The following is a 24,078-nucleotide window of genomic DNA, read 5'->3' on the forward strand; positions in this document are numbered from 1 at the left end:
TGGGGTATCAGATCCCAGCCTACACTGAGATGACAGCAAAATTGCTTAAATATTATCCCATAATTAAGTTATAACTAATTTTTGGTTATAATTGGGATAATTTGGGATTATATGGAATTTTTAGGATATTGTACTATAATTATAGAGTCAAGAAGGTTTTAAACAGTTGATAAACAAATTACAAATTTTTATCTATTGTGACTTATTTGACGTATACTGCTCGTAAATGAAGAGTTGGTAGACGATAGTATAACTTCAAGAAGAGCTAGGAGTGTCAAAGTCGAGCAGCGGAGCGTACATTAGTACGTGAGCAGCTTCGATCTTTAGACACGACAACGCCAATTCTTGAAGTTCACCGAGTATATATATGTGATTCAAAGAATTAATAAAAAAATATTTAAAAAAAGTGGATGACGAGTATTAGTGCAGAGAAAAACTTTACTATAATTATATTATACTAAAACTTAATGAGCATTTTATGATTACACTACTTGCTTCAATAACGGGCTTTATTAGCTCAATTATTCCGGAGATTTTAAAAATTCTAAAGGATCAAAATGATAAAAAACATGCACTTAATCTTTTAGATCGACAAATTGAAATCAATAAACTAGGACATACAAAGCTACTGACAGAGCTTGATGCTTCAAAAGACATTGCTGAAAAGAATACTTTATATTCAACATATAAATCAGGCGTTAATTGGGTTGACGCGTTGAATGGGTCAGTTCGCCCCGTCCTTGCCTATAGTTTTTTTATTATGTATGCCTACATCAAATATGTACAATATAGAACCATACAGAGTACGGCGATCCTTGTAGAATATCTTGATGTTTTATGGAATATAGACGATCAGGCTATTTTTGCCGGTATTATTAGTTTCTATTTCGGACAACGGATGTTTAACAAATTATGGAAACGTAAAATGTAACACAACAATTATTGTATATTACAATATAATATGCTATAATAATGTTCAGAAATTATTATTTAATTAAAAATTAGATATATGCTAAAAAGAATCGTTTGGTCTATTTTCTTTGTGCTAGTTATATACCCTATTATACTTTCATATTTGGGTATAAAATACTATGCTAGCCATAAAATAGGTGTATTTGAGATAAGTTTGTTTATAGCTGGCTATTATGGTTCTAATATTGCTGTTGGTGTTGGGTTGCATCGGCTGTGGTCACATCATGCCTTTAAAACAAATAAGATGGTGGAATTTATTCTTGTTATGATGTCAGCGGGTACGTTACAAGGACCAGTATTGTCCTGGGCATCTAATCATTTCAAACACCATGCTTATACTGATAAAGATCAAGATCCGCATAGCCCATTGAAGTTTGATAATAGAATTTTAGGATTTTTATGGTCACATATTGGGTGGATGATCATTGATGGAAGCTATAAGTCCATTGACCGAATTACTATGGTTAAACTTGGTAGAAACAAATTGCTAAGATGGCAATTAAAATATTATTGGCAAATTGCTGCGTTTATGAATATTGTATTTCCAGCATTAATAGGTTACTTAATAGGTGGTACTATTATCTCTGCCTATGCTGGTTTCTTGTTTATTGGTATTGGTAGAGCACTGCAACAACATGCAACTTTTTGCGTTAATTCTCTATGTCATTTCGTTGGTAGTAAGAAATATTACAAAGGTACTGCCGGAGATATTTGGTGGATGGCTTTATTCTTATTAGGTGAAAATTGGCATAATTTCCATCATGCATTCCCATCAGATTATCGTAATGGTGCTAAGTGGTATCATTTTGATGTCCATAAATGGATAATATACCTGATGAGTAAATTAGGGCTAGCTTGGAATTTAGAAGTTACACCTGAAGTTAGAATACAAGCAAAAGTAAATGAGACTAGTAAATACCTAATAGAGGGCAGAAAACAACAATTAAGTTTACTGCAAGATAAAATTAATCAACTAGTAGAACGTGTGTATGTAAAACTTAATGAGATTGAAAATTCTTCTATATCGGTTAAAGTGCAGTTACAAAAATCTTTTATAGAAATTCAGGAATCACTGAAGAAGCTTGCTGAACAGCTACATTCATCAATCCAATTAACTGAAAAGTCATCAGAAAGATTACTAAAAATTGCTAGTAAAAAGATTAAAGATCGTGAAATAGCAATTTATAGGTTATATAGCGAACTAGATAGGAAATATGTTAGGAACTAGGGAGGTCATGATGTCAGACTTAACATCTATTGAGAATATGAGCTTTGAAGCTGCCTTAGCTGAACTAAAAGAAATTGTAAAAAAAATTGATACGGGAGAAGAAAGTTTAGATTCATCAATTAATAGTTTTGAAAGAGGGGTCTTACTAAAAGATCACTGTGAAAAGAAACTACAAGCCGCTCGCTTAAAGATTGAAAAAATCACTAAGCTGCCAGATTCAACCATTACTATAGAAAAGGTAGAGTCCTAATTTATAGTCAATTCAGGAGAATTGGATAGCAGGAACGATGGAGCGAAGCCTATATATACTGCTTGTAAATGAAGAGTTGATAGAATCAAAATCATGATAGTAGCGGGAATTAGCAAGTCGAGGAGAGAGCGGAGCGTACATATAGTCACACTACTGGACAAAAGAGATGGTATGGTTGAAAGAGCTAGTAAATAGAGTATTTTAGATTGAACACAAAAAAATCTGTGATACTCTATTATGCAATGGCAATAAAAATAGGAGCAATTGGAGAGCAAGAGCAACCGATAAAAATGAAGAAAATGCTAGGATGTAGGAGTTATTCTGTACTACAGTTAGGTATAAGATCAATTAAACAAGCTTATAGTCGTTCTAAGCAATTTTTTGATTTCTTAATCATAAAATTGTTTAAGTTACACTTTGTGCAACCAACCTAACCTTTTTGTTCAGTCAGTGTGACATTTAGTACGTGGCTACCTACGAGAACTATAGCTGTCGAAAGTTAGAAGAGGAAACGGTTTTAGAAGTCATAATGGGCAGTTTAAAATTGTGGGCTTATAAGCTCTGTCATTGCGAGCAGGCGTAAGCCAACGAAGCAATTCACTTATGGTTACTTTTTTGGATTACTTAGTCGGCTTATGGTCTTTTCCGCAATGATGGCATGGACTCCGTCCATATACTGCTCGTAAATGAAGAGTTGGTAGACGATAGTATAACTTCAAGAAGAGCTAGGCAGTAGCAAAGTCGAGCAGCGTAGCGTACATGAGTAACTAGGCAGCTTCGATCTTTGGTCGCGGGAACGCCAATTCTTGAAGTTCTACCTGAGTATATACTACGTTCAATCACCCCGTGTCTATTGTTGTTCCCGTTCTTCAAATCATTCGAGTATACTAGTTACATGCGAATTCGGGATAAGAATTAACTAATTCTTATCCTGAATTGGGGTAGTTATCAATAGACTTGCTGCATAAATCAAAGATAGTTGAGGGATTTTTAGGAGAAACGAAGCCGGCTACCTTCGCGTACACAGACGTACGTGAGGATCGGAGGCGAGTTTCGACGACAAAATCACCAACTAGATTGACTTATGCAGCAAGTCTAATAAAGGTACAGTCTCTAATATCTTTACCTTATCTTCTACTTCTACTAATCCACCTATTACTTCACCCAATTTTGTATCAAACTCATCTATTTCATCTTGTAAAAATTTAATGTGTTTTTCTATACTATCTTTATCTATACCATCAATGCTATGATGTAATTTCTCTTTTTCATTGTTAAGTATTAGTACTAAATCTTCTAACCTTTGTTGATATCTCTTCAAAGTTTCTGATTCAGTTTGATATAGATAATTTGCTGTAATCTGCATCTTAATATAATATTGCCTTCATCTTATTTGTGCAAGACTGTTTTTTCCAGTATCTTCTGTAATGCACTATTCTCTTTGGGTATGCTAATTCTCCTAAACTCATCAAGTAACATTTTTACGCCCATTTCTACTTCATCTAAATGAATGGTCATGTGCAAAATATGCTGTTCTTTCTTGGTAGTTAGAGTGGTTATCTCTTTTAATTCTTTATGTAACAAAATTACTTCTTCTTTGGCTGTAATGAAACTATTTGAGAAATCCTGACTCATAAGCCAAATATTGGTACATGCCAGCCTAATACTATATAACCACTTAATACGAATTACTATCAATAGCATTTCAATAATGATTAAAATACTTGAAGAAATTGCTAATAGTTGAATCATTTCATTCCTCCTTTTATTGCCTTCCACGAGATAAGCTATACATTCGAATACTCGATTGGTATATACCCTTCGCCTTTCAAGTGTTGGCGTTGTGGCACGATGGGACTTCGCCTAGGAACAACGGTTTGACTACGCTCCGTTCGCTTTGCCACTCGTACGCCTAGCCAACTCTTGAAATTCATCAGGTATACTCAAATGCTTTGGAGAATGGAGACAACAAACAAGGGGTGAACGAACGTAAGCAGTACGTGAATTACCCGATAGTATTTGCAAGAACCAATTCTTCAAAGCAGAAGAGCATATTCAAGTATACTTTTTTGATTGTTTATTACTTAGTAATAGACCTCTTTCGAAACTCGCTTATGCACAAGGGATTTGAAGGAGACGCTTCACCTCGAACCGCAGCGTACTCCTAATTCCGTTACGGATTCGAGTGCCGCATCATTGTCCAAATCACCAGCAGAAGTAGAGTTTCGAAGGAGGTCTATTGTTATTTTATCCTACTAGTTCTTGGATATAACATTCTCTTGGTCTAATTTTATGGGTACATAGGAATTCTCTTTAGTTTTAGAGATGTGTATTTTTATATAATACAATAGATATTATAATATGCAAAGTGTTTTTAATAAAAAAATTTGTGATTATATTAAGTTTATTGAGAATTTTGCTAGGTTCTGTGAACCTAGTTTGCCACCATAGTACCCTACATTTTTATTTCACTACTGTTAAGGGGTCTTCCGAGCGTCATTGCGAGAAGCGGCGATACAGGATACGCGAAGCGTTACTCTAAAAAAACAGCTTCGCTGTTTACCTGGATCGCCACGGCATCTAAAGAGCCTTGCTATGACGATTATAGAAAAATGTAGGGTACTATGCACCTTCTAGCAGAGATAATTTTTGGAATTCATTGGAAGATATAGTATTGTATAGTAAACTGTGTTCTAAAAACCAAAAATCTTTCTAGGGTTTTTGGCAAGTTCTAAAAACATCTCTCGTTCAAATTGCAATAATTTTTGCTCATCAATTTGTTGCATGGAAATGATATCTTGAAACTTTGACAATAGCCATCCTTGAAAATTATCATACTCAGCTATACTCTTCTGCTTTAAAAAATTGGTTTCTGCAAATTCTTCAGCTAAAGTAACTTTAGATAAAATAACTTGCTTGCTTACTTTCTTTATTTTTTTTGGCAAATCCAAGGCAAAAGCCTCTTGCAGTATTAAATGTTTATTCATATTTACTTGCACGTTAGTAATATCATAATCAGCTATAAAATAATCAGCAGAACTTGATTTATTTGGTAATAGGATATTTCTTAAATTTTTTACCAACTTACTTTTATCGCTACTTGCACGATAAAACATTTCCTTAATGCCTCCCCAACTTGGAACTAAGCCAACCGATACCTCAACAAGACCAGCATTTAATTCCTGATTAGCTACAATAAAATCAGAATGTAACAATATTTCACAGCCCCCACCTAACGCAGCACCTAAAGCACAGCTAACAATATTAATATGCGAGTATTTTAACCTTATCATGGTTTTTTGACCAAGTTTTAAGAAATCTTCTAATTTAGCAAAATCTTGATTTTTTATACAGGAAGCAATGAATTTTAAGTCAGCACCAGCTGAAAAATTATTGGTTAATGGCATAATATATAGTGTTTGCTTCTCATTTTCTGCAATATCAACAGATTCTAACAAAAGTTTAAAAACATTTTCATTGAGGCAATTCATTTTAGTGTTAATAGTAAAAACCAACCTATTTTTATACAGAACTAGTTGAGCCGAATCATTCTTCAATAAAATCTTACTTTCTTCTAATCTGACTCTAGTCAAATGAAATTGACTTAGTTCAATAGTTTCATAGGAACTATTAGCGATATATTCCGGTAATGTTAAATTCATTAGCATTGCTTGTTTTTTAAGCCACTCAAATCCTCCTCCTATGTGATTAATTAACAACTCAAAAGGACCAATTTTCCAACTATAACCAAGCCTCATAGCTGTATCTATATCGTAAATATTATCAGTAACCGATGGAATTAAAGATGTTATATATAAGTAAAACTTCACTAGGATCTCATGAAAAAATTTACCATAGCTAGAGTTGCTATTTAACAACTGATCAATAGAACTATACTCAATCTTTGACTCTTCAAATGCCGCATAAGTTAAAGTTGTAAAATCTATGACTTCTTTAGTTTTTATGCCATTTATCTTTGATATACGGTAAAAACCTCCTAAAGCTTTACGACCAATCAAGTTATTCTCTATCATCTTATCAAGGATAGAAGATGCTAAGTAAACTTGGTGATAATCATCATTATTCGGTAGGGAATTAACTAGTGATGTAGAAATTAATCTCATTACGTCGTGACCTATCAAATCATATAAGCCAAAGATTCCTGTACTTGGTAATTTAAATAAATCAGTAAAAATTTTATCGATAATTACTGGACTTAAATTTTCATCTATGCTACTACGAACAACCAGCTCAAGTAGATAACAACCAACTCGATTTGCTATAAAACCTGGAGTATCGTGACATTTAATAATAGTTTTCCCTAAATCTCGTGTTAGAAAATCTGATATCCTCTCTATAACCCCTGAGCTAACCTCTGAATCCAGGACAAGTTCAAGTAATTCCATATATCTTGGAGGATTAAAAAAGTGACTAATGACAAATCTAGACCTGATGGTAGATTTTATAGAATCAGGCATTTGCTCTTTTAATTTCCTTAAAGGTAAGGTTGAAGTATTAGAAGCTAAAATAGCATCTTCTTTTAGGTAGGCTAGAATCTTCTCATATAGAAGATGTTTTATTGCAATTTTTTCAATAATAACTTCAATGATCAAATCACATTCTGTAATCAGCTTTAGATCATCTTCTAAATTACCAATGGTAATAAACGCTAATTTACTTGGATGCGATAAAGGAGCTGGTTGTTGTTTCTCTATATTTTCTAGAGCCTTTGTAAGGATTGCATTCCTGTCATTAGGGTCGTTGCTTACTACATCTAGTAAAACAACTTGGTGAGAGGAGTTAGCTATCAAGGAAGCTATTGCTAGCCCCATTACTCCAGAACCAATAACACATATTTTCTCTATTTTATCTTCCATCTTATTCACCAAACCTTTGTAACGAGCATCGCAACTATTATATCATGAATTTCTTGTACACTAAGAGTTGAGGCATTTATTTTTACTATTCTATTTGGAAATTTAGCTGATATATATTGAAATCCGTCATAGACTTTTTGATGAAATTCAATATTTTTGCTTTCAAATTTGTTATTATTCCCTCGTACTAATGCCCTTGGTAAGGCAATATTTGGATCTATATCAATAAAAAATGTAATATCAGGCATCACATCAGATATTAAAGACTTATGAAGATCATAAACTAAATCAATCCCTATATCTTGCCCTTGATAACAAGCAGTAGAATCTACAAACCTATCACAAATAACTGATATCCCACAATCTAGTTTAGGAATAATCCTTTTATGAACATGTTCATAACGTGCTGCCATGATTTGCAGCAATTCTGACATAGGTAGCAAATCTTGATTAACTAAAATGTCACGCATCTTCTCCGCAGAAATAGTCCCCCCTACTTCACGTGTTAAATCTGCTGAAATATTTTGTGATAGTAAATACTGGTATAACATATTACTTTGGGTGGATTTACCGCACCCTTCTCCACCCTCAAACGTAATAAATTTACCCTTTTTAATTGACATAGCTATCACTATTCATTTCATATAATCTTGAAATAGTTCTGTTAAATTCACCTTTGCGAAAACCATTCTGATATATTTTTATAGGTTCATCTTGTAATGTCATGAATAATACAACCTTATAAAAATAAGCATTATCAACAAAATTAATAAACCTAACAGCTAAGTCTGTGTTATCAGAACTTATTATACGAATATTTTCTACTATTATGATAGAAAATTTTTGGCAAATATTTACATAATCAACATAACCTAATTCTCTTACAAATAGCTCTTCAAAATCTGTCACTAATATTTTTTCACTAGCCATTTTAAAAGATATTTTACGCCCAAAAACTAGGATATCCTTAGAAATTAATCGGTTATTACTATTTAACTTGCTAATAATATTCTGTATCTCAAGCTTATTATCTTCATTAATGGGGTATATTATGCGTCTATTAGTCATGTGTATAATTTTATCTAATCGATAATCATGCTCACTATCCAAATGCATAACTTCAAACTTTTGATAAATCTCTTTAATTATTGGCAAAAAAGAATTTCTTTGTAAACCATCTTTATACAAATCTTTTGGCTCTATATTACTAGTAATGAAGATAAACACCTTATGTCTTATGAGTTCAAGGAGCAGCGGTCCTATTATCATAGCATCAGTTATGTCTTTAATTTCAAACTCATCTATGCATATTACTTCCACCTGCTTTGCATAATTTGCAGCAATTCTTTTGATAATATTATTTTTAGATTGTGATTTATCTTGCAACTGATAAATATCTTTATGTACCGATTGCATAAAGTTTTGGTAATGTACCATTAATTTCTTAATTTGCAATATTTGGAAAAAATGTTGCATTAATACAGTTTTACCATTACCTACATTACCATATAAATATATAGCTTTTTTTGCTAATAAACTGCTATTAAAGAATCTAAAAAACGACTTATCTTCAATTTGTTTAGCAAACTCTTTAATTCTGCTGAGCAAAAGCAACTGCTTTTCGTCAAATTTTAATTCAGGCAATATATTACATTCTCATTTTAGATTTAGTATAACCTGAACCTGAGTTCGATATAAGAATAATTATTCCCCCTGCAAAAGTGATGTCATTCCTAACTAAAAGCAGAAATCCATGATACTTAATAGCCTTTCAGGCTATTTTTAGTCCCCGCCGTAGCAGCACCGAGACTATTAAACTGATCTCCTATATCGAACTCAGGTGTATAGGTAAAATTAGAAAATAAACTAAAAATACTCTGAAATAAATAATAAATATATAACAATTTACACCAAGGCAACCTTATTAAAATATTACTCTAGTTTTTTCTAGCAAGAGTTCTATAACAATATAAATTTTACTGGTACTTTTTTGTCTAGTCATTTACAGTTTACCCAACGATTTATAGGATATGTGAATATAAAGGAAGTAGCTGTCTATTTATACAACAACAAAATGCAAAAATATTCATCTTTTGTAAAAATAGATAAAAAATCTTTAGTAATAATTTATATTTTAGTTTAACCTATAAATTGAATATAAAAATATTTAGGGTTTTTTATGGAAGAAGAAATCAATTATTGGGACAACTCAAAGTATGCACCTTGTCAATATGCTACTAGGTTACTGGACAAATTACGTAAGATGAATGAGGAAGTAAACCGACCAATAGATATTGATGAGGTTAGAAAGGCTATTTATTACGCCAAGAAATATCATGGCAGCCAAATGCGGCAGTCAGGCGAGCCTTATTACTCCCATCCACTAGAGGTGGCATATATGATCTCTGATTATCTTTTTCGCACTGACATTATTGTTACCAGCATACTACATGATACCATCGAGGATACAACACTTACCAAAAAGATGATTGCTTATATTTTGGGGAGCAGGTTGCTAGTCAAGTAGAAGACTTAAGCAGGAACAAGTCTCACGGGAAGATTAGCTCGGCAGAAACATTAGATATATTACTTCAACAAGAAAAATATGATGTGGCATTGATTAAATTATTTGATCGAACTCATAATATACAAACTCCAGAAACTAAATCACCGGAGAAAGCAAAAAAAATTATAATAGAAACCCTTAGTAGGTTTATGAGCCTTAGTATGTATTTTAATACACCAACAATTGAGCAAAATTTTGCAGAATTATGTTCTAAAGTAATACATAATTATTATAAAACTAATAACTATTAGTTACAGTTATATTCTCCAACTTTGCAAAGTAAAATATCCCAAATCCATAACTTATTACTATAGGCAACATAATACATAGTATTCCTATCTGCCCCATATATTTTGTACAATATATAAAACCAAAAGATGTAACAATAGAAATTGTGGCATGTGCTAAGGCGTATACAATACTACTATAAGTAAAGCGTTTAAAAATAGGGAAATATTTATAAAAAATTGCACTAGCTGGAGCTGGGTCAGGTGCAAATAACACGATCAATAGTTGTATTATAAATAAATGTATAGGAGTGCTGACCCTATAAAGAAAATAAGGGCAAAATATTATAAAAGTAGAGAAAATTACCCACCTGACTTTAATAATCTTTAAAGGGTATATTCTATAACTTAAATACGCTAATAATAGCGTAGTGAATAGCTGTATTATTGAAATAAAAAAGTTATGATAAATGATATCTCCAATACCATAACCAAAAGAATTCCTGAGTATATTACCACAATAAAAACACACAAAGTATGTTGGTACTGGACCAGCACATTGAATTAAAAAATAATAGAATACTGTTTTTTTCTGTACTTTCTCTTCTAAAATCGGATCACCTTTTAATATTTTTCTATCAATAAAATGGTTATCAAAAAATGTTTTTAATCATAATTTTGCATTAGCAAATTCTTGTGCTTCTCTTAAGTTAGTTCTAGCAACTGTACCTATAGTGGCAATTATCATCCCAAACCAAAAAAGATAGCGCCAATTAAATCCATAGTTAGTAATCAAAAAACCAAAACCTAATGCAACCATTGACCCCAAGGAGGCACAAACCGTAATCAACGTTACAACTGGATATTGTATTGGTGGTTTTGTTATTTCCATTAAATATAACTCTGCTCCCACCCTCTCACCTAAGGAAGATATACCTTGTACTGCACGACATATACTAATAATCCATGAAGCCGTAATTCCAATTTGTTCATAAGTTGGTAAGGTAGCCATAACAAAACACGAGGCTGCCATCATAAAGGTTGTAACAATGATAGTTATTTTTCGACCAATAGTGTCTCCTATCCAACCAAACAGCAATGCTCCAAATGGTCTAAAAACAAAAGTGATACTATATGCAATTGCAGTAAAAAAAGAGGCAGAATCTGGATCATTTTGGGGAAAAAACAGACTATTGAGTAAAACAGCCATATGTACATAAAGCATTAGGTCAAAATACTCTAAGAACGTGCCAATTGAGAGTAATCCAATAGCTTCTTTTTGTTGTTTAGTTAGATTGGTTTGAGTATATATAACTCTACCATCTGCTTGTACAAATTTGCTCATAGTTGTTTAAATCTTACTTATATATTATCTAGAATTATAATTATATATAACTGTTTTAAAAACCCCACATGTCAATTTGACATATGGGACTATAATTTTAGGGTTTGATACTACATAATTTCATAACACATATGGAGTTTCCAGCTAGTACGGTATCTGCTTCCGAGTCAGACGTATCAGGACAAGTTTCGTACGAAGCATTATGCTGGGAAGAAGATGCTCCCTGATATGAGTGAAATTGTTGACAATGCTATTCTAATTGTCTATCAGCCCAACTTGAAGCAGACACAGAAATTTCTTCATCCTTGTTAGGATATTTTGTGGTGATTGCCTTAATAGCATTAACCCATTGCCCTACCTCTGAAGAAACATCAGTATAGACTCGTGTAGCATCCTTCTTAAATATTCCTAAACTGCACTCTTAAACAGATCGAGACTTACCTTGTCTTCTTTCCCGTTACCTTTATCCCCATTATCAAAATCATCAACCATTTTATATTTTGCCATGCTATTAGGTTGATTTATGTTGCCATATTTTAATTAGAATCAATTCTAAAATAATAGTCAACTTATTTTAATAAAAAAATTAATTATTTTTCATAATATAAACAATATTCTACTCGTATGCGATACAACTTTGATAATCAACATCTCTTTGATCTCAGGCTATATTTTTACCAAATACCTCTTTCCCCCCTTCTAATTTGTTTATAGAACCGTGATATTGTTACAACCAAGATTTATTATTTCAATTTTCGATATTATAATTTTCTTGCTATCGTTCAACCAAATCTTCAATACTTATAAACACTATAATAATGGCATTACTCTTGCTAGCACTGTAATATGTGAAGCACCAGAACTTGGTAATATTACTTTTAGAAACTTAACTGCTTTAGTAGGTCTTGCTCCTTTTGCTAGAGAAAGCGGTAGTTATAAAGGTAGAAGAAGCATCTTTGCCGGTAGAGGTAATCTTCGAAGAGTTCTTTATATGGCTGCAGTAGCTGCCTTACGATGTAATAAGCGTTTACGTAATTTTTATGACCACTTAATTGCTAAACATAAACCAGCAAAAGTTGCTCTTGTTGCTGTTATGCGTAAATTACTAGCTTTTATGCACTCTATTGTCAAAAATAATTCTTCTTGCAATGAAAATTTATGGTAAGTTATTATTTTCTTATTGACTTCCATTACGGATGCTCGTGTATTTTCAAATCCAATTCGTAGGATCATTCGAGTATATATATTGATATTAGTAGAATAATTTGTTATATACACTATTTGGATTAACCAAAATTATTTAGGCTACTGGAATAATTTTATTAAAAACTTATTATTAATTGCGGTCGTGGCGAAATTGGTAGACGCACAGCTTTGAGGGGGCTGTTCTTAACAGAGTGGAAGTTCAAGTCTTCTCGACCGCACCAGTTTTCTATATACTCTCAACTTAGTTGTCTTATAAAACCTAACATGTTAGAATACAAGTGACTCATCCTTCTTGGCTATTGAGGGTACTTTTAGAAAATTCAGTATATATACTCAAATCATTTGAGTATACTCGGTGAACTTCAAGAATTAAGGTCGTCGTATCTAAAAATCGAAGCTGCTCCGTTACTCATGTATGCTCTGCTGCTCGACTTTGCTACTGCCTAGCTCTTCTTGAAGTTGACCTTCGTACTAACTCTTGAAATCATAGCAGTATACTCAAACGAGGAGTTATGCAAAATCAATCAAAAAATATGTTGTCGGTTCATCAAAACCAATTTGACGAAACATTTGAGTACATTAATAATCTTCTGAATAATGATGAATTTGACAAAGCAATAGAGATTATGAGTAATCTTCACTATGCAGATCTTGCAGATGTTTTAGATAATATAAATCAGAAAACTTATAAAACAATTCTTCCTTTGTTACAGGATACACTAAAGCCTGAAACTTTAGTACAGCTTAGCGTGAACAGTAAACCACTTATAATGCAAATTTTAGGTGTACAGAAAAGTGTACAGCTAATTAATCAACTTGCTATAGAAGATGCTGTTGAAGTTATCGAGGATCTTGATGATCTAACAAAAGAAATGATCTTAAATAATCTCAAAGCAGAAAAAAGACAGCAAATTATAGAAGGCTGTACTTACCCAGAAGATACTGTTGGTAGGGTAATCGAAAGAAATTTTGTGTCATTTCAAGAAGATTGGACAGTAGCCACGGCTATAGATTTTATTAGACACAAACATATAGCACAAGATTTTCATGCTGCTATTGTACTCGACAGTAAATACCGACCTATAGGTAGTATACTTCTAAGCACTTTACTGAAGCATAAAGGGGATAAGTTAGTAAAAGATCTTATGAATCCTGAATTTAAAATTACCGATGTATTCACTAATTTAAGTGAGTTAAGTTTTATTTTTAAACAATATGCTCTAACAATTGTACCAGTGGTGAATAAAAGCGGCAAGTTAATAGGTACCGTTTCAATAGATAGTATGCTTTACATCATTGAACAACAAACCGAAAAAGATATAATGTCACTCGGTGGCGTTCATACTCAAGATACATTTTACAATCTATTTTATACTGTGAGACACAGATTCCCTTGGTTATTTGTCAATTTAATTACTGCTTGTATGACATCGATAATTATTAACCAGTTTAGTATTACAATCTCAAAACTTATAACACTAGCAGCTATTATGCCTATTGTTGCTTCTATGGGAGGGAATGCCGGCACACAAGCCATGACAGTGACAGTTAGAGCACTTGCCAACAAAGATATTCACCATAATAATGTGCTGAGAGTGATTCTTAAAGAAATAGCTGTATGCGGATTTAACGGCTCTATATTGGCCTTAGTTGGGGCACTATTAAGCTTAGCAATGCTTTCTGATCCAAATCTTAGCTTGATTTTCTCCATAGCCGTTATCCTAACGTTTCTCATAGCTGGTCTTTTTGGCTCAGTAATACCAATTACTCTACATTATTTAAATATTGATCCCGCCACTGGCTCAGGTGTATTCTTAACCACCATAACTGATTCATTTGCATTTTTTACCTTTCTTACTTTAGCTTATACCTTTTTGGTGTAAACTTGCCTTGAGATTATCGAGTTTAAAGTGCTACAAGAAGTATTTAAGTATTAGTTACTCACACCTTACGCATAACCCCTATGGCAATTTAAAAATTGTAGAAAAGTACAAGACATCATTACGAGACCACGTAGTGGTCGTGGCAATCCACATTTATTGGATTGCCGCGTCGCCGCTTTGCGGCTCTTCGCAATGATGGTATGGACGCCAATGATAAGAAAGAAAAAAAACTTATCAACGGTTTCAAATGATATTAAAATATCAAAGAACCAAAACCTAAAATAGGTTTGTATTTTTTTAATAATTTTATGAGGTCCATACCATGAATGATTATAAAGTAATAGGAATTGATTTGGCAAAAAGAAAATTACATTTTGCTGCAATAAATTTAGAAAATAAAGTTGTATTAAAAAAAGCAATGGATAGAAAAAGCTTTTTTGAAAATTTATCAATAATGTTTCCAAAGTCAGAAACTTTTGTATTTGAAGCTTGTGGTGGAGCTCATTATATGGCTCAGAGGCTTGAATCAATGGGGCATAAAGCAATATTACTTAAACCTAAAGATGTAAAGGCATATGCAAAAATTCGTCAAAAGAATGATATTAATGATTCAATTGCAATTTGCAAAGCATCCTGTGATCCGGATTTAATGCATGTCAAAGCTAAAACAGTGGTAGAGCAAGAAATATCTTACCTGCATAAAGCAAGGCAGAATATAATACAACAAAGGATTCAGCGCAGTAATGCTCTGATTACCTCATTATTTGAGCTTGGCTATTTGGTAACATGTGGAAAATCTACATTTGCCAAAACTTGTCAAAATTTTGTAAATCTTGCACTAGAAGAGGGATTTATTAACAAAACTATTGCTGTTCAAATGTTGCTTGATTGTAAGGAGATTAGCCAATTGATAGTACGGGAACAAATGTTAGATAAAGAAATAGCAGAAAGAAATAGGTGTTCTGAGAAAGCAAAAATTTTAGAAACTATTCCAGGAATTGGCACAATTAATGCAAGTATTTTAAGCATTAAACCGGTTGAAGCATATGATTCTGCTAAGGATTTTGCCGCATCTTTGGGGCTTGTACCGAAACAAAATACCACTGGTGGTAAGATTATTTTAGGTAGAATAACCAAACAAGGTGATAGATATGCAAGAACAATGCTAATACAAGGAGCAAGGTCTTTATTAATGAGAAGTTATAAAAAGAATCCGCCTCAAGGGAAGTTATCAGAATTTATCGAAAGGTTAAAAGAAAAAGGGAAATCGTTTAATGTAATGGCAGTAGCCATAGCAAATAAATTAGCTAGAATAACTTATGGTTGTTTGATAAGTAATAGCAACTATCAGGTACTATAATAGTTATTTGGTGCAAATTTACGTTATAAAGTTGCTAGGTGGTTAGTGGCGTGCTATAAAAATTGATAAGTAATATGAATAAAACAAAGTAAAAAATAAAAACGATAAGTTGAGGAGATAATAAATAAGCATTTTGGATAAAATCCGTTGTAACGTCATGGTACTTTGATACCGCCGCGATGAGTGTATCTCTCCAGGATCTTAGCAGAATGCAGAAACCATTATGGCACTTTGATGCCGAATATATGACTGCTTCATTTTTTCTACTATTTTTTGTTTTTTTACTTGTGTTTTTATTGGCGTCCATATATGACATTTATGCATTTTAAAAAACAAACTTTTCTATCATTAGCTGTGACTTTTAAACTGCCCTGCTTGAATGCTTATATGATGATGCTTGACAGCCAGTAACAACAAATAGAGATATGTGTTAATAATATCAAAAAGAAACGTAAAGTGAAAATATTTTATAATATAGATAACTTTAATAGCTAATAATTATTGATTTGCAACATCTATATCTATATCTTTACCTGATAGACAAGCTATCATTAGCTGAATTAAATTAAACTAACTCACTTAAAGGAAAAATTTATGCACAAAGGTGAATTCATTGATTATATAGCAAACCAACAAAATTGTACTAAAGTTGAAGCTGAAAAGATTATAAATACATTTACCAATGCAGTTACTTCTATTCTTGCTGAAGGTAAAGACGTAATACTGATTGGCTTTGGTAAGTTTTACTCTAGTAAAGTAGCAGCTAGAGCTGGCAAAAATCCTAGAACTGGTCAGCCTCTTAAAATTGAAGCTTACGTTCAACCTAAGTTCTCTGCTGGTGAAAAACTAAAATCTGCCTGCAATGGACGTAAAGACTCAAAACCAAAAACTGCAAAGTAAGTAATATACTCAAATGATTTGAAGAATTGGATTTGAAAATGAATGGTGAGCATGCAAACCCATGATATTTTTAAAAAACAATTCTTTAAATTATTTGATTATACTCTTTTTGAGCTAACCATGATCAAAATGAAACATCGCTTTAATTTGTTACTCATACTTATTAGATTTTATCAATTCTTTATTTCCCCCCTACTTGGTGATAATTGTCGTTTTAATCCATCATGTTCAGAATATGCTAGATCAGCAATAATAATGCATGGTAATATTAAAGGATTATGGTTATTTATTAAGAGAATAATTAGGTGTAATCCTTTCTGTCAAGGTGGATATGATCCTGTGCCTAATACTACCCAACCTGAAAATTAATTGGAAGAGTATACTCGAATGCTTTGAAGAATTGTTTTTTGAAAATATCAGGAACTCGCGTACTCATATACTAAATGTACACCTAGTTCGCTTGCCCCTCATTTTCGACTCTAATTTGTAGGATCATTCGAGTATAGAGAGTTACTCATAAAAACAAAATCTTCACGAAACCTAATTTTTCAAATCATTTTTGCTCAGTCTTTAATCAAATGTAGTAATTTTTCTTTTGCTTCTGCTTTAGCACGTAGGCTTGCATAAGTGTCTTGCTTACTATCATCTGTAATATGGTTCACAAATACAATAGTCCTATTATCTCTTTGAATCCAACCAACAAACCATCCTTGCTGGAGGTCTAACTTTTTAGTTCTATTTTTATTAAGTTGAGAACCGTTGCCTGTTTTCCCATAAAGTTTCCAGCCGTTTGGTAGTTCCTCCACAAAGAGTATATTTTTTGTCATTTCATGAGATTTAAGACTTATTGGTAATTTGTTATCAATAAGATTCTGTAAGAACACGACTTGCTCTTCAGGTGAAATTTCCAACGAACTGGATAGCCATGAATTCGTTAATCCATTGTTTTTACCTTTATCGCCTGAAACATTTTGATTCCCATAGTTAAATTTTATAACATAGTCTTTGAATTTACTCATCCCAAGCTTTTGCGTCAAAACTTGAGAATACCAAACACAACTATTTTGCATCCATGTTGTTGGATTGTGGGGCTGTTTCCACCTGTCAAGCCAATCTACATAACCTTCTTTAAATGGTAACTCAGGATGAGTCTCATCAACTAGCAATCCTTCTTCATATCCCATTAAACTAATGGCGATTTTGAACGTTGAGCAAGGTGCATAGCGTGATGCACAATCACCTTCTTGTTTGATAATTTTATCATTTTCTTTAGCCAAAAAGCATTTGGTATCTGCCAGTGAAGATGTGTTAAACAATAACCCAATGCTTAAATATAAAATAAGTTTTTTCATTATACCTTCTAAAAATTTAAGTTTGTTTCTTCTTTTATTAAACCAATAAGCCTTATCGGAGCTTCTGTTGCCCCTCTTACCTTAATTGGCAAAGCTAAGATACAGCTTCCTGTTATAGGTATATTTGCCAAATTAGCAACATTTTCAACAATATATTTGCCATTGCTCAAAAACAATTTATGGACGGGAAATCCATCTGCTGGCGTCTAGTGACAAAGTGTCAATACCAAGTCCGCACACACCTCGTTTTGTCAGTATCTCCGCTGCTTCAATTGATATAGAAGGAAAAACGTGATTATAGCTATACTTTCCCGGATCACCCCAAAACTTTTCCCATCCTGTTTTGATCATCACAAAACTTCCCTCATTGATCATTCCGTATTGTTCTTCAAAATGTTCAATGTCCGTTAGGCTTAGACTATAACGCTCATGACAAGAGCTTGATACATCAATAACAACACAAGGAACAACCAGCTGCGATAATGGTATTTGATCAATGATAGTACTCCTGGAATACAGTGTGCTGGTGCATCCATATGTGTATACTCGGTGAACTTCAAGAATTGACGTCGTCGTGTCTAAAGATATCCGCTGCTCACGTACTAATGTACGCTCCGCTGCTCGACTTTGACACTCCTAGCTCTTCTTGAAGTTGACCTTCGTCTACCAACTCTTCATTTACGAGCAGTATACCAATCCCTGCATGCATTTTGAACTGCTGCACACGAAATTCTTCATTCTGTCGGCAGTCAGAATAATCCAATTTAACATCAATATTAAACCCACAACCTCCACTCCACGAAGGAGTCTGCTCATCAAGAGTGTGTGTGAGATCAATAATTTTGTATGGAAAAATCATGGCTATCCCTCCTTCAAACTTACCAAAAAGAATCAGTTCGCAATATTCCTATTATAAAGAAAGTAATATAAACAACTATACATAAAACTATATATAAAGTGTAATTAAATACGTAACCTGTCTGCGATCTACTCACCAAAAAACCAAAGTAATTTACCGTTTTGGCAAAGCTATTTGGACCAAATCTATCTATCACTCTTTGATCCATCAAATTGCATAACTTACTTAAGTTAGTTACTAATCTTACTATCACAAAGTCATAAACCTCATCAAAATAATATTTATGTACCAACAGCTTTTCTATAAATCCTATTTTTATTTTTTCTTTGATTCTTCTATAAAAATAAAGCCCCAAAACAATACCTATTAGTCCCGAAACCATTGGTAATAATTTTATATAAAGAGGAGGATGAATTGCTAGTATTTGGTAAATATGAATGTTAAATATACTATCAAGGAAATAACCATTTGGTTTGTCAAAAAACAATATATAATAACCTATCATTCCTGCAAAAAAACTACCTGCCACTAAAATACTAAGTGGTCCATTCATGATATTGGGTGACTCATGGACATGATTGATGTCAATAGTTAGTCTAGTTTTTCCATGAAATACTAATAAGATAATTTTCATAGAATAAATGGCAGTCAGGACTGCAGCAACAATTCCAAGAATAAACACGATAGTACCAATACCACCACTACTATATGCTAGCTCTAAAATAGCATCTTTTGAATAAAATCCTGCTAAAGGATAAATACCTATCAGTGCCAGTGAACCGATTAAGAAATTACAATAAGTAATTGGCATTTTGTCTTTCAAACCACCCATCTTAAAAATATCTTGCTCATGACAAGCATGAATCACACTACCAGCTGATAAAAATAATAAAGCTTTAAAAAACGCATGAGTAACTAAATGAAAGATACCGGCATTATAAGCTGACACACCGCAAGCAAGAAACATATAACCAAGCTGGCTACAAGTGGAATAGGCAATAATTTTTTTTATATCATTCTGAACTATGGCAATAGTTGCAGCAAATATACAGGTAACCCCACCAATAATAGCAATAAAGCTCAGTACTCCTACACTATACTCAAATAAATAAGAACACCTAGCTACTAAAAAGACCCCAGCTGTTACCATGGTTGCAGCATGAATAAGTGCCGAGACCGGCGTTGGTCCTTCCATGGCATCAGGTAGCCATATATGCAAGCCAATTTGTGCCGACTTACCCATACACCCAAGAAATAATAGCAAACAGACTATGTCAATTATTGATGCAGTAAAACCCAATATACTTAATTGCATATTAGACAATAACTGTGCTTTATCAAATACACTAGCAAAATCAACTGCCCCAAAATAAACAATAATGGTAATAATCCCCACTATAAAAGCAAAATCCCCTACCCTATTGACAATAAAGGCTTTAATTGCAGCTTTATTTGCCGTTTCTTTTTGATACCAAAAGCCAATTAATAAGTACGAACATAAACCAACTCCTTCCCAACCAAAAAATAATTGGACAAAATTATCTGCTGACACCAAAGCTAGCATAAAGAAGGTAAATAATGATAGAAATGATAGAAATTTAGGTAATCCATCATCGTCTGCCATATAGCCAAGAGAATAAATATGCACTACAGCTGAAATCCAAGTAACCACTATGAACATAATAGCAGTCAGCTGATCAACATAAATTGCCCAATTTATGTTGATCTCACCAACCACTAGCCATTTTGCTAAAATTAGATGAATAATGACTTTGTGTACTGCTACATTATAAAATATCACGCTAGCTAATATTGCCGATAAACTTATTGGAATAGTGGCAATAAAAGCTGCTTGCTTCTTGCTAAAACACTGACAAAACAAACCATTGATCATACCAGAGATCAACGGTAATATTACCGTGAATATTGCTGCTACACCTACCATACCAGTTCCCAAATTACCCTTCCATTTGATTCATATCACTCAGTTCTATCGAACCTTTATTTCTAAAATAAACTAGTAATATAGCAAGACCTATTGAGGTTTCGGCAGCTGCTATTGTTAAGATTATTATACTAAAAATTTGACCAGATATCTCATGTGCATAAGTAGAGAATGCTACAAAATTTATGTTTACAGCGAGCAGCATCAATTCAATTGACATCAGGATTGTTATGACATTCTTACGATGCATAAACAAACCGACCATTCCTATACTAAAAATCAGTGCTGACAAAATTAAATAATGCTCCAAAGTAATAGTACTAATCATATTGTATTTCTCCTACTCCTGCATTTAAACGTGGTTTGACCACTAATATGCTATTATCTTTGTTTTTAGCATGTTGCTTGGCAATATCCTGCCTCTTAACTCCACTACGATGCCTAATAGTTAGGGTAATACAAGATATCATTGCCATAAATAAAATAATACCCGAGATTTGAAAAGGTAAAATATAGTCAGTATATAGTACCTGTCCAATAGCATGAGTATTAGTGACACCTGATGTTACCTCAAATTGGCTGTTATCTAAAACTATATCTTTAGCCCCTAAGCAAATTATCAGGACAAGATCAGCAAACATAACGAGTGCTACAGCAATACTAATAAACAAGTTTCTTTTGAATTGTGCAATAATATCCGTAAAACGAACATTCAGCATCATGATAACAAACAAAAATAATACTGCTACTGCCCCAACATATATCACAACCAACATCATTGCTAAAAATTCTGCTCCTAGCAGAATCATTAGCCCCGAACCGTTACAGAAAGTAAAGATCAGCCATAATACAGAATAAACAGGGTTTTTACTAATGACCACCAAACAACTACTTATAACCATTAGCCCGGCAAATAAATAAAAAAACATCTCCATAATTATCTATATTTATAATCATTATGTAGCTTAATTGCTAATTCTTGTTCCCACATATCACCATTCTTCAATAATTTTTCTTTGTCATAAAGCAATTCTTCATGACTAATAGTAGCAAATTCAAAATTAGGACCTTCCACTATCGCATCAACTGGACATGCTTCTTGGCATAGACCACAATAAATGCATTTAGTCATATCAATATCATATCTAGTGGTCCGCCTACTACCATCTACTCTTTCTTCTGCCTCAATAATAATAGCCTGAGCTGGACAAATTGCTTCGCACAACTTACAAGCAATACAACGTTCCTCACCATTGGCGTAACGCCTTAATGCATGCTCGCCCTTAAATCTCGGGCTTATCCGCCCCTTCTCATAGGGATAATTTATAGTTACTTTAGGCTTAAAGAAATACTTCAAAGTTAGACTAAGCCCTGAGATTATTTCAAATAAAAAAAAAGACTTCAGGTAACTAATTATTTTCATTTTATTATACACCAAAAATTTGTAGCACTAAGCATGTTTACAATTTATTTTTTCTTCCTAGAGAAGGTTTTAGGTATACTATATACACTCTTCTGCTCCTACAAATTGTTTTTTGAAAATATCATGGATTTGCATGCTCGCCATTCATTTTCAAATCCAATTCTTCAAAGCATTTGAGTGTACTTAAAAAGTTCTATCTTTTAATAAATCAGCTATTGCCTGATAAGATTTCAGAGCTTTTTCTGGATCACTGGCAATCATTTCTGCTCCAAGTTTCTCATTATTATTCATATTCCATAAACGACAATTATCCGGGCTAATTTCATCAGCCAACATTACCATAAATTCCTCACCATTAAACACTCTGCCAAATTCTAGTTTGCATTCAACAAGCCTTATACCAATACCTGTAAATAATCCACTTAAAAAATCGTATGTTCTTATGGCTTTATGTTTTACTTCATCAATTTCTTGTTTACTTAACCAACCAAAATTTAGTATTTGGTGTTCATTAATTATAGGATGCTTTAACTCACTACTTCTAACTCTAAAATCGATAATTGGATGATCAAATACGTATCCTTCTTCCATAGAGAATTCTTTTACAAACCTACCGCAAGCTACTGTAGAAACTAATATTTGAACGGGGAAAATATCTACAGATTGTATTAATTGCTCACGCATGTTAATTTTTTCAATTAGGTGGTTATCTATTCCTACCATATCAAGTCTGCTCATTATGAAGGACGAAATATTATTATTCAGCACCCCCTTACCCGAAATATCAAAAATCTCTCCGTTTTCTAAAGTAATTTTGTCAGTAAACGCCATAATAAAAGCAAAATCTTCTTGTGACTGATAAAGAGCTTTACTTGAGCCTTGATATAATTTTTGTTTCATTTGAAAAAGATTCTATAGTAGCGGCTTTCACCTTTTGTACAAATTTAATATTTATTATATCAGAAGAATAGATTAAATAAATATTTAATACTAATCCAGCTAGCAGAGATTGCTATAAAAGCTATAATAAGTCCAACTATAGAGGTAATAAATCCAAGAACTATAGTTAATCCATCTCGGTTTAAAAGACCTAATGCCATTATTGTAATGCCCAGTGCAGGTACAGCGTTAGTTAGAGGTAAAGGTATTGATATAGCAATAGAGCAAATCAGCGATATTAAACCAATAAATTGTTCACAATATATAGAGGCTGCGAAACCAAATCTTGGTCGTATATATTTTTCTACAAATTTAATCTTTGGTACAATCTTGTCACTTATATTAATAAGTATATCATTGCTAATTTGATAGTTATTAATTTTGGATGGTAAAGAAACTTGTCTAAAGCCAAGCAACATCTGCATAGATAGAATCATCAAAGGAATACCTACTATAGTAGTAAAACCTGGAGGATACGGCAGCGGAATTGCAACTGGTATTGCAAAAAAAAGTATCGTTAATAGAAGACCGTTTTCATGAAAATCAACTAATAACTCACTAATTCTAGTCTTTTCTTTTTTTTCTTTTTGTCCTAATTTATAAAAAACACTAGATACTGTAGTTCTATCTAGTTGTTTATCTTTTGATGCAATGTTAAACATTTTTACTTAATTTTCTTGTAAATTATACTATATTTTAGATAGTTGGAAAATAATTAATAATCAAAGAAATTAATTCCATCAATA

At 32.8% G+C, this 24,078-nt stretch carries 28 protein-coding genes and 1 tRNA gene; 12 read left to right on the forward strand and 17 right to left on the reverse strand.

What is annotated here, in order from left to right; translation table 11 throughout:
- The first annotated feature begins 478 nt into the window (after positions 1–478).
- The 4 genes from AAGD26_RS02280 (at position 479) to AAGD26_RS02295 (ending at position 2,884) form a co-directional block, all read left to right on the forward strand.
- The gene (locus tag AAGD26_RS02280; RefSeq protein WP_341752061.1) at positions 479–931 is read left to right on the forward strand and encodes a hypothetical protein; all 453 of its coding nucleotides are present in this window, start codon (positions 479–481) and stop codon (positions 929–931) included.
- 78 nt (positions 932–1,009) lie between these two features.
- Positions 1,010–2,200: an acyl-CoA desaturase gene (locus tag AAGD26_RS02285; RefSeq protein ID WP_341752062.1), complete on the forward strand. Its 1,191-nt coding sequence runs from the start codon at positions 1,010–1,012 to the stop codon at positions 2,198–2,200.
- A gap of 7 nt (positions 2,201–2,207) precedes the next feature.
- Positions 2,208–2,450 (forward strand): exodeoxyribonuclease VII small subunit, encoded by a 243-nt coding sequence (locus AAGD26_RS02290; protein ID WP_410520632.1) that lies wholly within the window; start codon positions 2,208–2,210, stop codon positions 2,448–2,450.
- A gap of 206 nt (positions 2,451–2,656) precedes the next feature.
- Positions 2,657–2,884 (forward strand): hypothetical protein, encoded by a 228-nt coding sequence (locus tag AAGD26_RS02295; RefSeq protein ID WP_341752063.1) that lies wholly within the window; start codon positions 2,657–2,659, stop codon positions 2,882–2,884.
- 638 nt (positions 2,885–3,522) lie between these two features.
- Here the strand turns inward: AAGD26_RS02295 and AAGD26_RS02300 are convergent.
- The 5 genes from AAGD26_RS02300 to zapE all read right to left on the reverse strand — a co-directional run bounded on the left by AAGD26_RS02300 (position 3,523) and on the right by zapE (position 8,971).
- A complete protein-coding gene (locus AAGD26_RS02300) occupies positions 3,523–3,816 on the reverse strand; it encodes a hypothetical protein (protein WP_341752064.1) in 294 nt (97 codons plus the stop codon).
- Positions 3,817–3,839: 23 nt separating this feature from the next.
- Positions 3,840–4,202 carry a hypothetical protein gene (locus AAGD26_RS02305; protein ID WP_341752065.1) on the reverse strand — a complete coding sequence of 121 codons (363 nt, stop codon included), beginning with the start codon at positions 4,200–4,202 and terminating at the stop codon, positions 3,840–3,842.
- Between the two features lie 941 nt (positions 4,203–5,143).
- Positions 5,144–7,327, reverse strand: coding sequence for a 3-hydroxyacyl-CoA dehydrogenase/enoyl-CoA hydratase family protein (locus tag AAGD26_RS02310; RefSeq protein ID WP_341752066.1), 2,184 nt, complete (start codon positions 7,325–7,327; stop codon positions 5,144–5,146).
- A 5-nt stretch (positions 7,328–7,332) separates the two neighbouring features.
- Entirely contained in the window at positions 7,333–7,950 is a 618-nt protein-coding gene (gene tmk, locus AAGD26_RS02315; RefSeq protein WP_341747428.1) for a dTMP kinase, read from the reverse strand.
- Positions 7,940–8,971, reverse strand: coding sequence for a cell division protein ZapE (gene zapE / locus AAGD26_RS02320; protein WP_341752067.1), 1,032 nt, complete (start codon positions 8,969–8,971; stop codon positions 7,940–7,942). The genes tmk and zapE overlap by 11 nt, the downstream gene beginning before the upstream one ends.
- Before the next feature lie 535 nt (positions 8,972–9,506).
- On the opposite strand from zapE, the gene AAGD26_RS02325 reads away from it, so the two are divergent.
- Positions 9,507–9,854 carry an HD domain-containing protein gene (locus tag AAGD26_RS02325; RefSeq protein ID WP_341752068.1) on the forward strand — a complete coding sequence of 116 codons (348 nt, stop codon included), beginning with the start codon at positions 9,507–9,509 and terminating at the stop codon, positions 9,852–9,854.
- Between the two features lie 83 nt (positions 9,855–9,937).
- The gene (locus tag AAGD26_RS02330) at positions 9,938–10,144 is read left to right on the forward strand and encodes a hypothetical protein (protein WP_341752069.1); all 207 of its coding nucleotides are present in this window, start codon (positions 9,938–9,940) and stop codon (positions 10,142–10,144) included.
- Here AAGD26_RS02330 and AAGD26_RS02335 read toward each other — a convergent pair.
- On the reverse strand, positions 10,131–10,397 hold the full coding sequence (locus AAGD26_RS02335; protein WP_341752070.1) for a hypothetical protein: 267 nt from the start codon (positions 10,395–10,397) through the stop codon (positions 10,131–10,133). The genes AAGD26_RS02330 and AAGD26_RS02335 overlap by 14 nt on opposite strands.
- 393 nt (positions 10,398–10,790) lie before the next feature.
- The gene (locus tag AAGD26_RS02340; RefSeq protein WP_341752071.1) at positions 10,791–11,465 is read right to left on the reverse strand and encodes an MFS transporter; all 675 of its coding nucleotides are present in this window, start codon (positions 11,463–11,465) and stop codon (positions 10,791–10,793) included.
- 718 nt (positions 11,466–12,183) lie between these two features.
- Here AAGD26_RS02340 and AAGD26_RS02345 point away from each other — a divergent pair.
- The 6 genes from AAGD26_RS02345 to yidD all read left to right on the forward strand — a co-directional run bounded on the left by AAGD26_RS02345 (position 12,184) and on the right by yidD (position 17,183).
- Complete coding sequence (locus AAGD26_RS02345; protein ID WP_341752072.1) at positions 12,184–12,630, forward strand: transposase; 447 nt, start codon at positions 12,184–12,186, stop codon at positions 12,628–12,630.
- A 177-nt stretch (positions 12,631–12,807) separates the two neighbouring features.
- A tRNA-Leu gene (locus AAGD26_RS02350) sits at positions 12,808–12,892 on the forward strand.
- 291 nt (positions 12,893–13,183) lie between these two features.
- Positions 13,184–14,554: a magnesium transporter gene (gene mgtE, locus AAGD26_RS02355; RefSeq protein WP_341752073.1), complete on the forward strand. Its 1,371-nt coding sequence runs from the start codon at positions 13,184–13,186 to the stop codon at positions 14,552–14,554.
- Between the two features lie 322 nt (positions 14,555–14,876).
- The gene (locus AAGD26_RS02360; protein ID WP_341751256.1) at positions 14,877–15,914 is read left to right on the forward strand and encodes an IS110 family transposase; all 1,038 of its coding nucleotides are present in this window, start codon (positions 14,877–14,879) and stop codon (positions 15,912–15,914) included.
- 594 nt (positions 15,915–16,508) lie between these two features.
- Positions 16,509–16,814 carry an HU family DNA-binding protein gene (locus AAGD26_RS02365; RefSeq protein ID WP_341752074.1) on the forward strand — a complete coding sequence of 102 codons (306 nt, stop codon included), beginning with the start codon at positions 16,509–16,511 and terminating at the stop codon, positions 16,812–16,814.
- Between the two features lie 129 nt (positions 16,815–16,943).
- Positions 16,944–17,183, forward strand: a complete 240-nt coding sequence (yidD, locus tag AAGD26_RS02370) for a membrane protein insertion efficiency factor YidD (protein ID WP_341748468.1) — start codon at positions 16,944–16,946, stop codon at positions 17,181–17,183.
- A 194-nt stretch (positions 17,184–17,377) separates the two neighbouring features.
- Here yidD and blaOXA read toward each other — a convergent pair whose 3' ends face one another.
- The 10 genes from blaOXA to AAGD26_RS02415 form a co-directional block, all read right to left on the reverse strand.
- The gene (blaOXA, locus tag AAGD26_RS02375; RefSeq protein WP_341752075.1) at positions 17,378–18,166 is read right to left on the reverse strand and encodes a class D beta-lactamase; all 789 of its coding nucleotides are present in this window, start codon (positions 18,164–18,166) and stop codon (positions 17,378–17,380) included.
- 8 nt (positions 18,167–18,174) lie between these two features.
- Positions 18,175–18,336, reverse strand: coding sequence for a hypothetical protein (locus tag AAGD26_RS02380; RefSeq protein ID WP_341752076.1), 162 nt, complete (start codon positions 18,334–18,336; stop codon positions 18,175–18,177).
- Positions 18,337–18,343: 7 nt separating this feature from the next.
- Positions 18,344–18,754, reverse strand: a complete 411-nt coding sequence (locus AAGD26_RS07275; protein ID WP_410520633.1) for a cyclase family protein — start codon at positions 18,752–18,754, stop codon at positions 18,344–18,346.
- Positions 18,755–18,761: 7 nt separating this feature from the next.
- Positions 18,762–19,025 (reverse strand): hypothetical protein, encoded by a 264-nt coding sequence (locus AAGD26_RS02385; RefSeq protein ID WP_341752077.1) that lies wholly within the window; start codon positions 19,023–19,025, stop codon positions 18,762–18,764.
- 19 nt (positions 19,026–19,044) lie between these two features.
- The gene (nuoL, locus tag AAGD26_RS02390; protein ID WP_341752293.1) at positions 19,045–20,970 is read right to left on the reverse strand and encodes an NADH-quinone oxidoreductase subunit L; all 1,926 of its coding nucleotides are present in this window, start codon (positions 20,968–20,970) and stop codon (positions 19,045–19,047) included.
- A gap of 13 nt (positions 20,971–20,983) precedes the next feature.
- Positions 20,984–21,298 (reverse strand): NADH-quinone oxidoreductase subunit NuoK, encoded by a 315-nt coding sequence (gene nuoK, locus AAGD26_RS02395; protein ID WP_341752078.1) that lies wholly within the window; start codon positions 21,296–21,298, stop codon positions 20,984–20,986.
- Positions 21,291–21,905: an NADH-quinone oxidoreductase subunit J gene (locus AAGD26_RS02400; RefSeq protein ID WP_341752079.1), complete on the reverse strand. Its 615-nt coding sequence runs from the start codon at positions 21,903–21,905 to the stop codon at positions 21,291–21,293. Before AAGD26_RS02400 ends, nuoK begins: the two co-directional genes overlap by 8 nt.
- 2 nt (positions 21,906–21,907) lie before the next feature.
- Positions 21,908–22,387, reverse strand: a complete 480-nt coding sequence (nuoI, locus tag AAGD26_RS02405) for an NADH-quinone oxidoreductase subunit NuoI (RefSeq protein WP_341752294.1) — start codon at positions 22,385–22,387, stop codon at positions 21,908–21,910.
- A 189-nt stretch (positions 22,388–22,576) separates the two neighbouring features.
- Positions 22,577–23,293 carry a phosphoribosylaminoimidazolesuccinocarboxamide synthase gene (locus AAGD26_RS02410; RefSeq protein WP_341747414.1) on the reverse strand — a complete coding sequence of 239 codons (717 nt, stop codon included), beginning with the start codon at positions 23,291–23,293 and terminating at the stop codon, positions 22,577–22,579.
- Positions 23,294–23,352: 59 nt separating this feature from the next.
- Positions 23,353–23,994, reverse strand: coding sequence for an exopolysaccharide biosynthesis protein (locus AAGD26_RS02415; RefSeq protein WP_341752080.1), 642 nt, complete (start codon positions 23,992–23,994; stop codon positions 23,353–23,355).
- Positions 23,995–24,078: the final 84 nt, after the last annotated feature.

It is taken from the genome of Candidatus Tisiphia endosymbiont of Piscicola geometra (assembly GCF_964026415.1).
GTDB lineage: Bacteria > Pseudomonadota > Alphaproteobacteria > Rickettsiales > Rickettsiaceae > Tisiphia.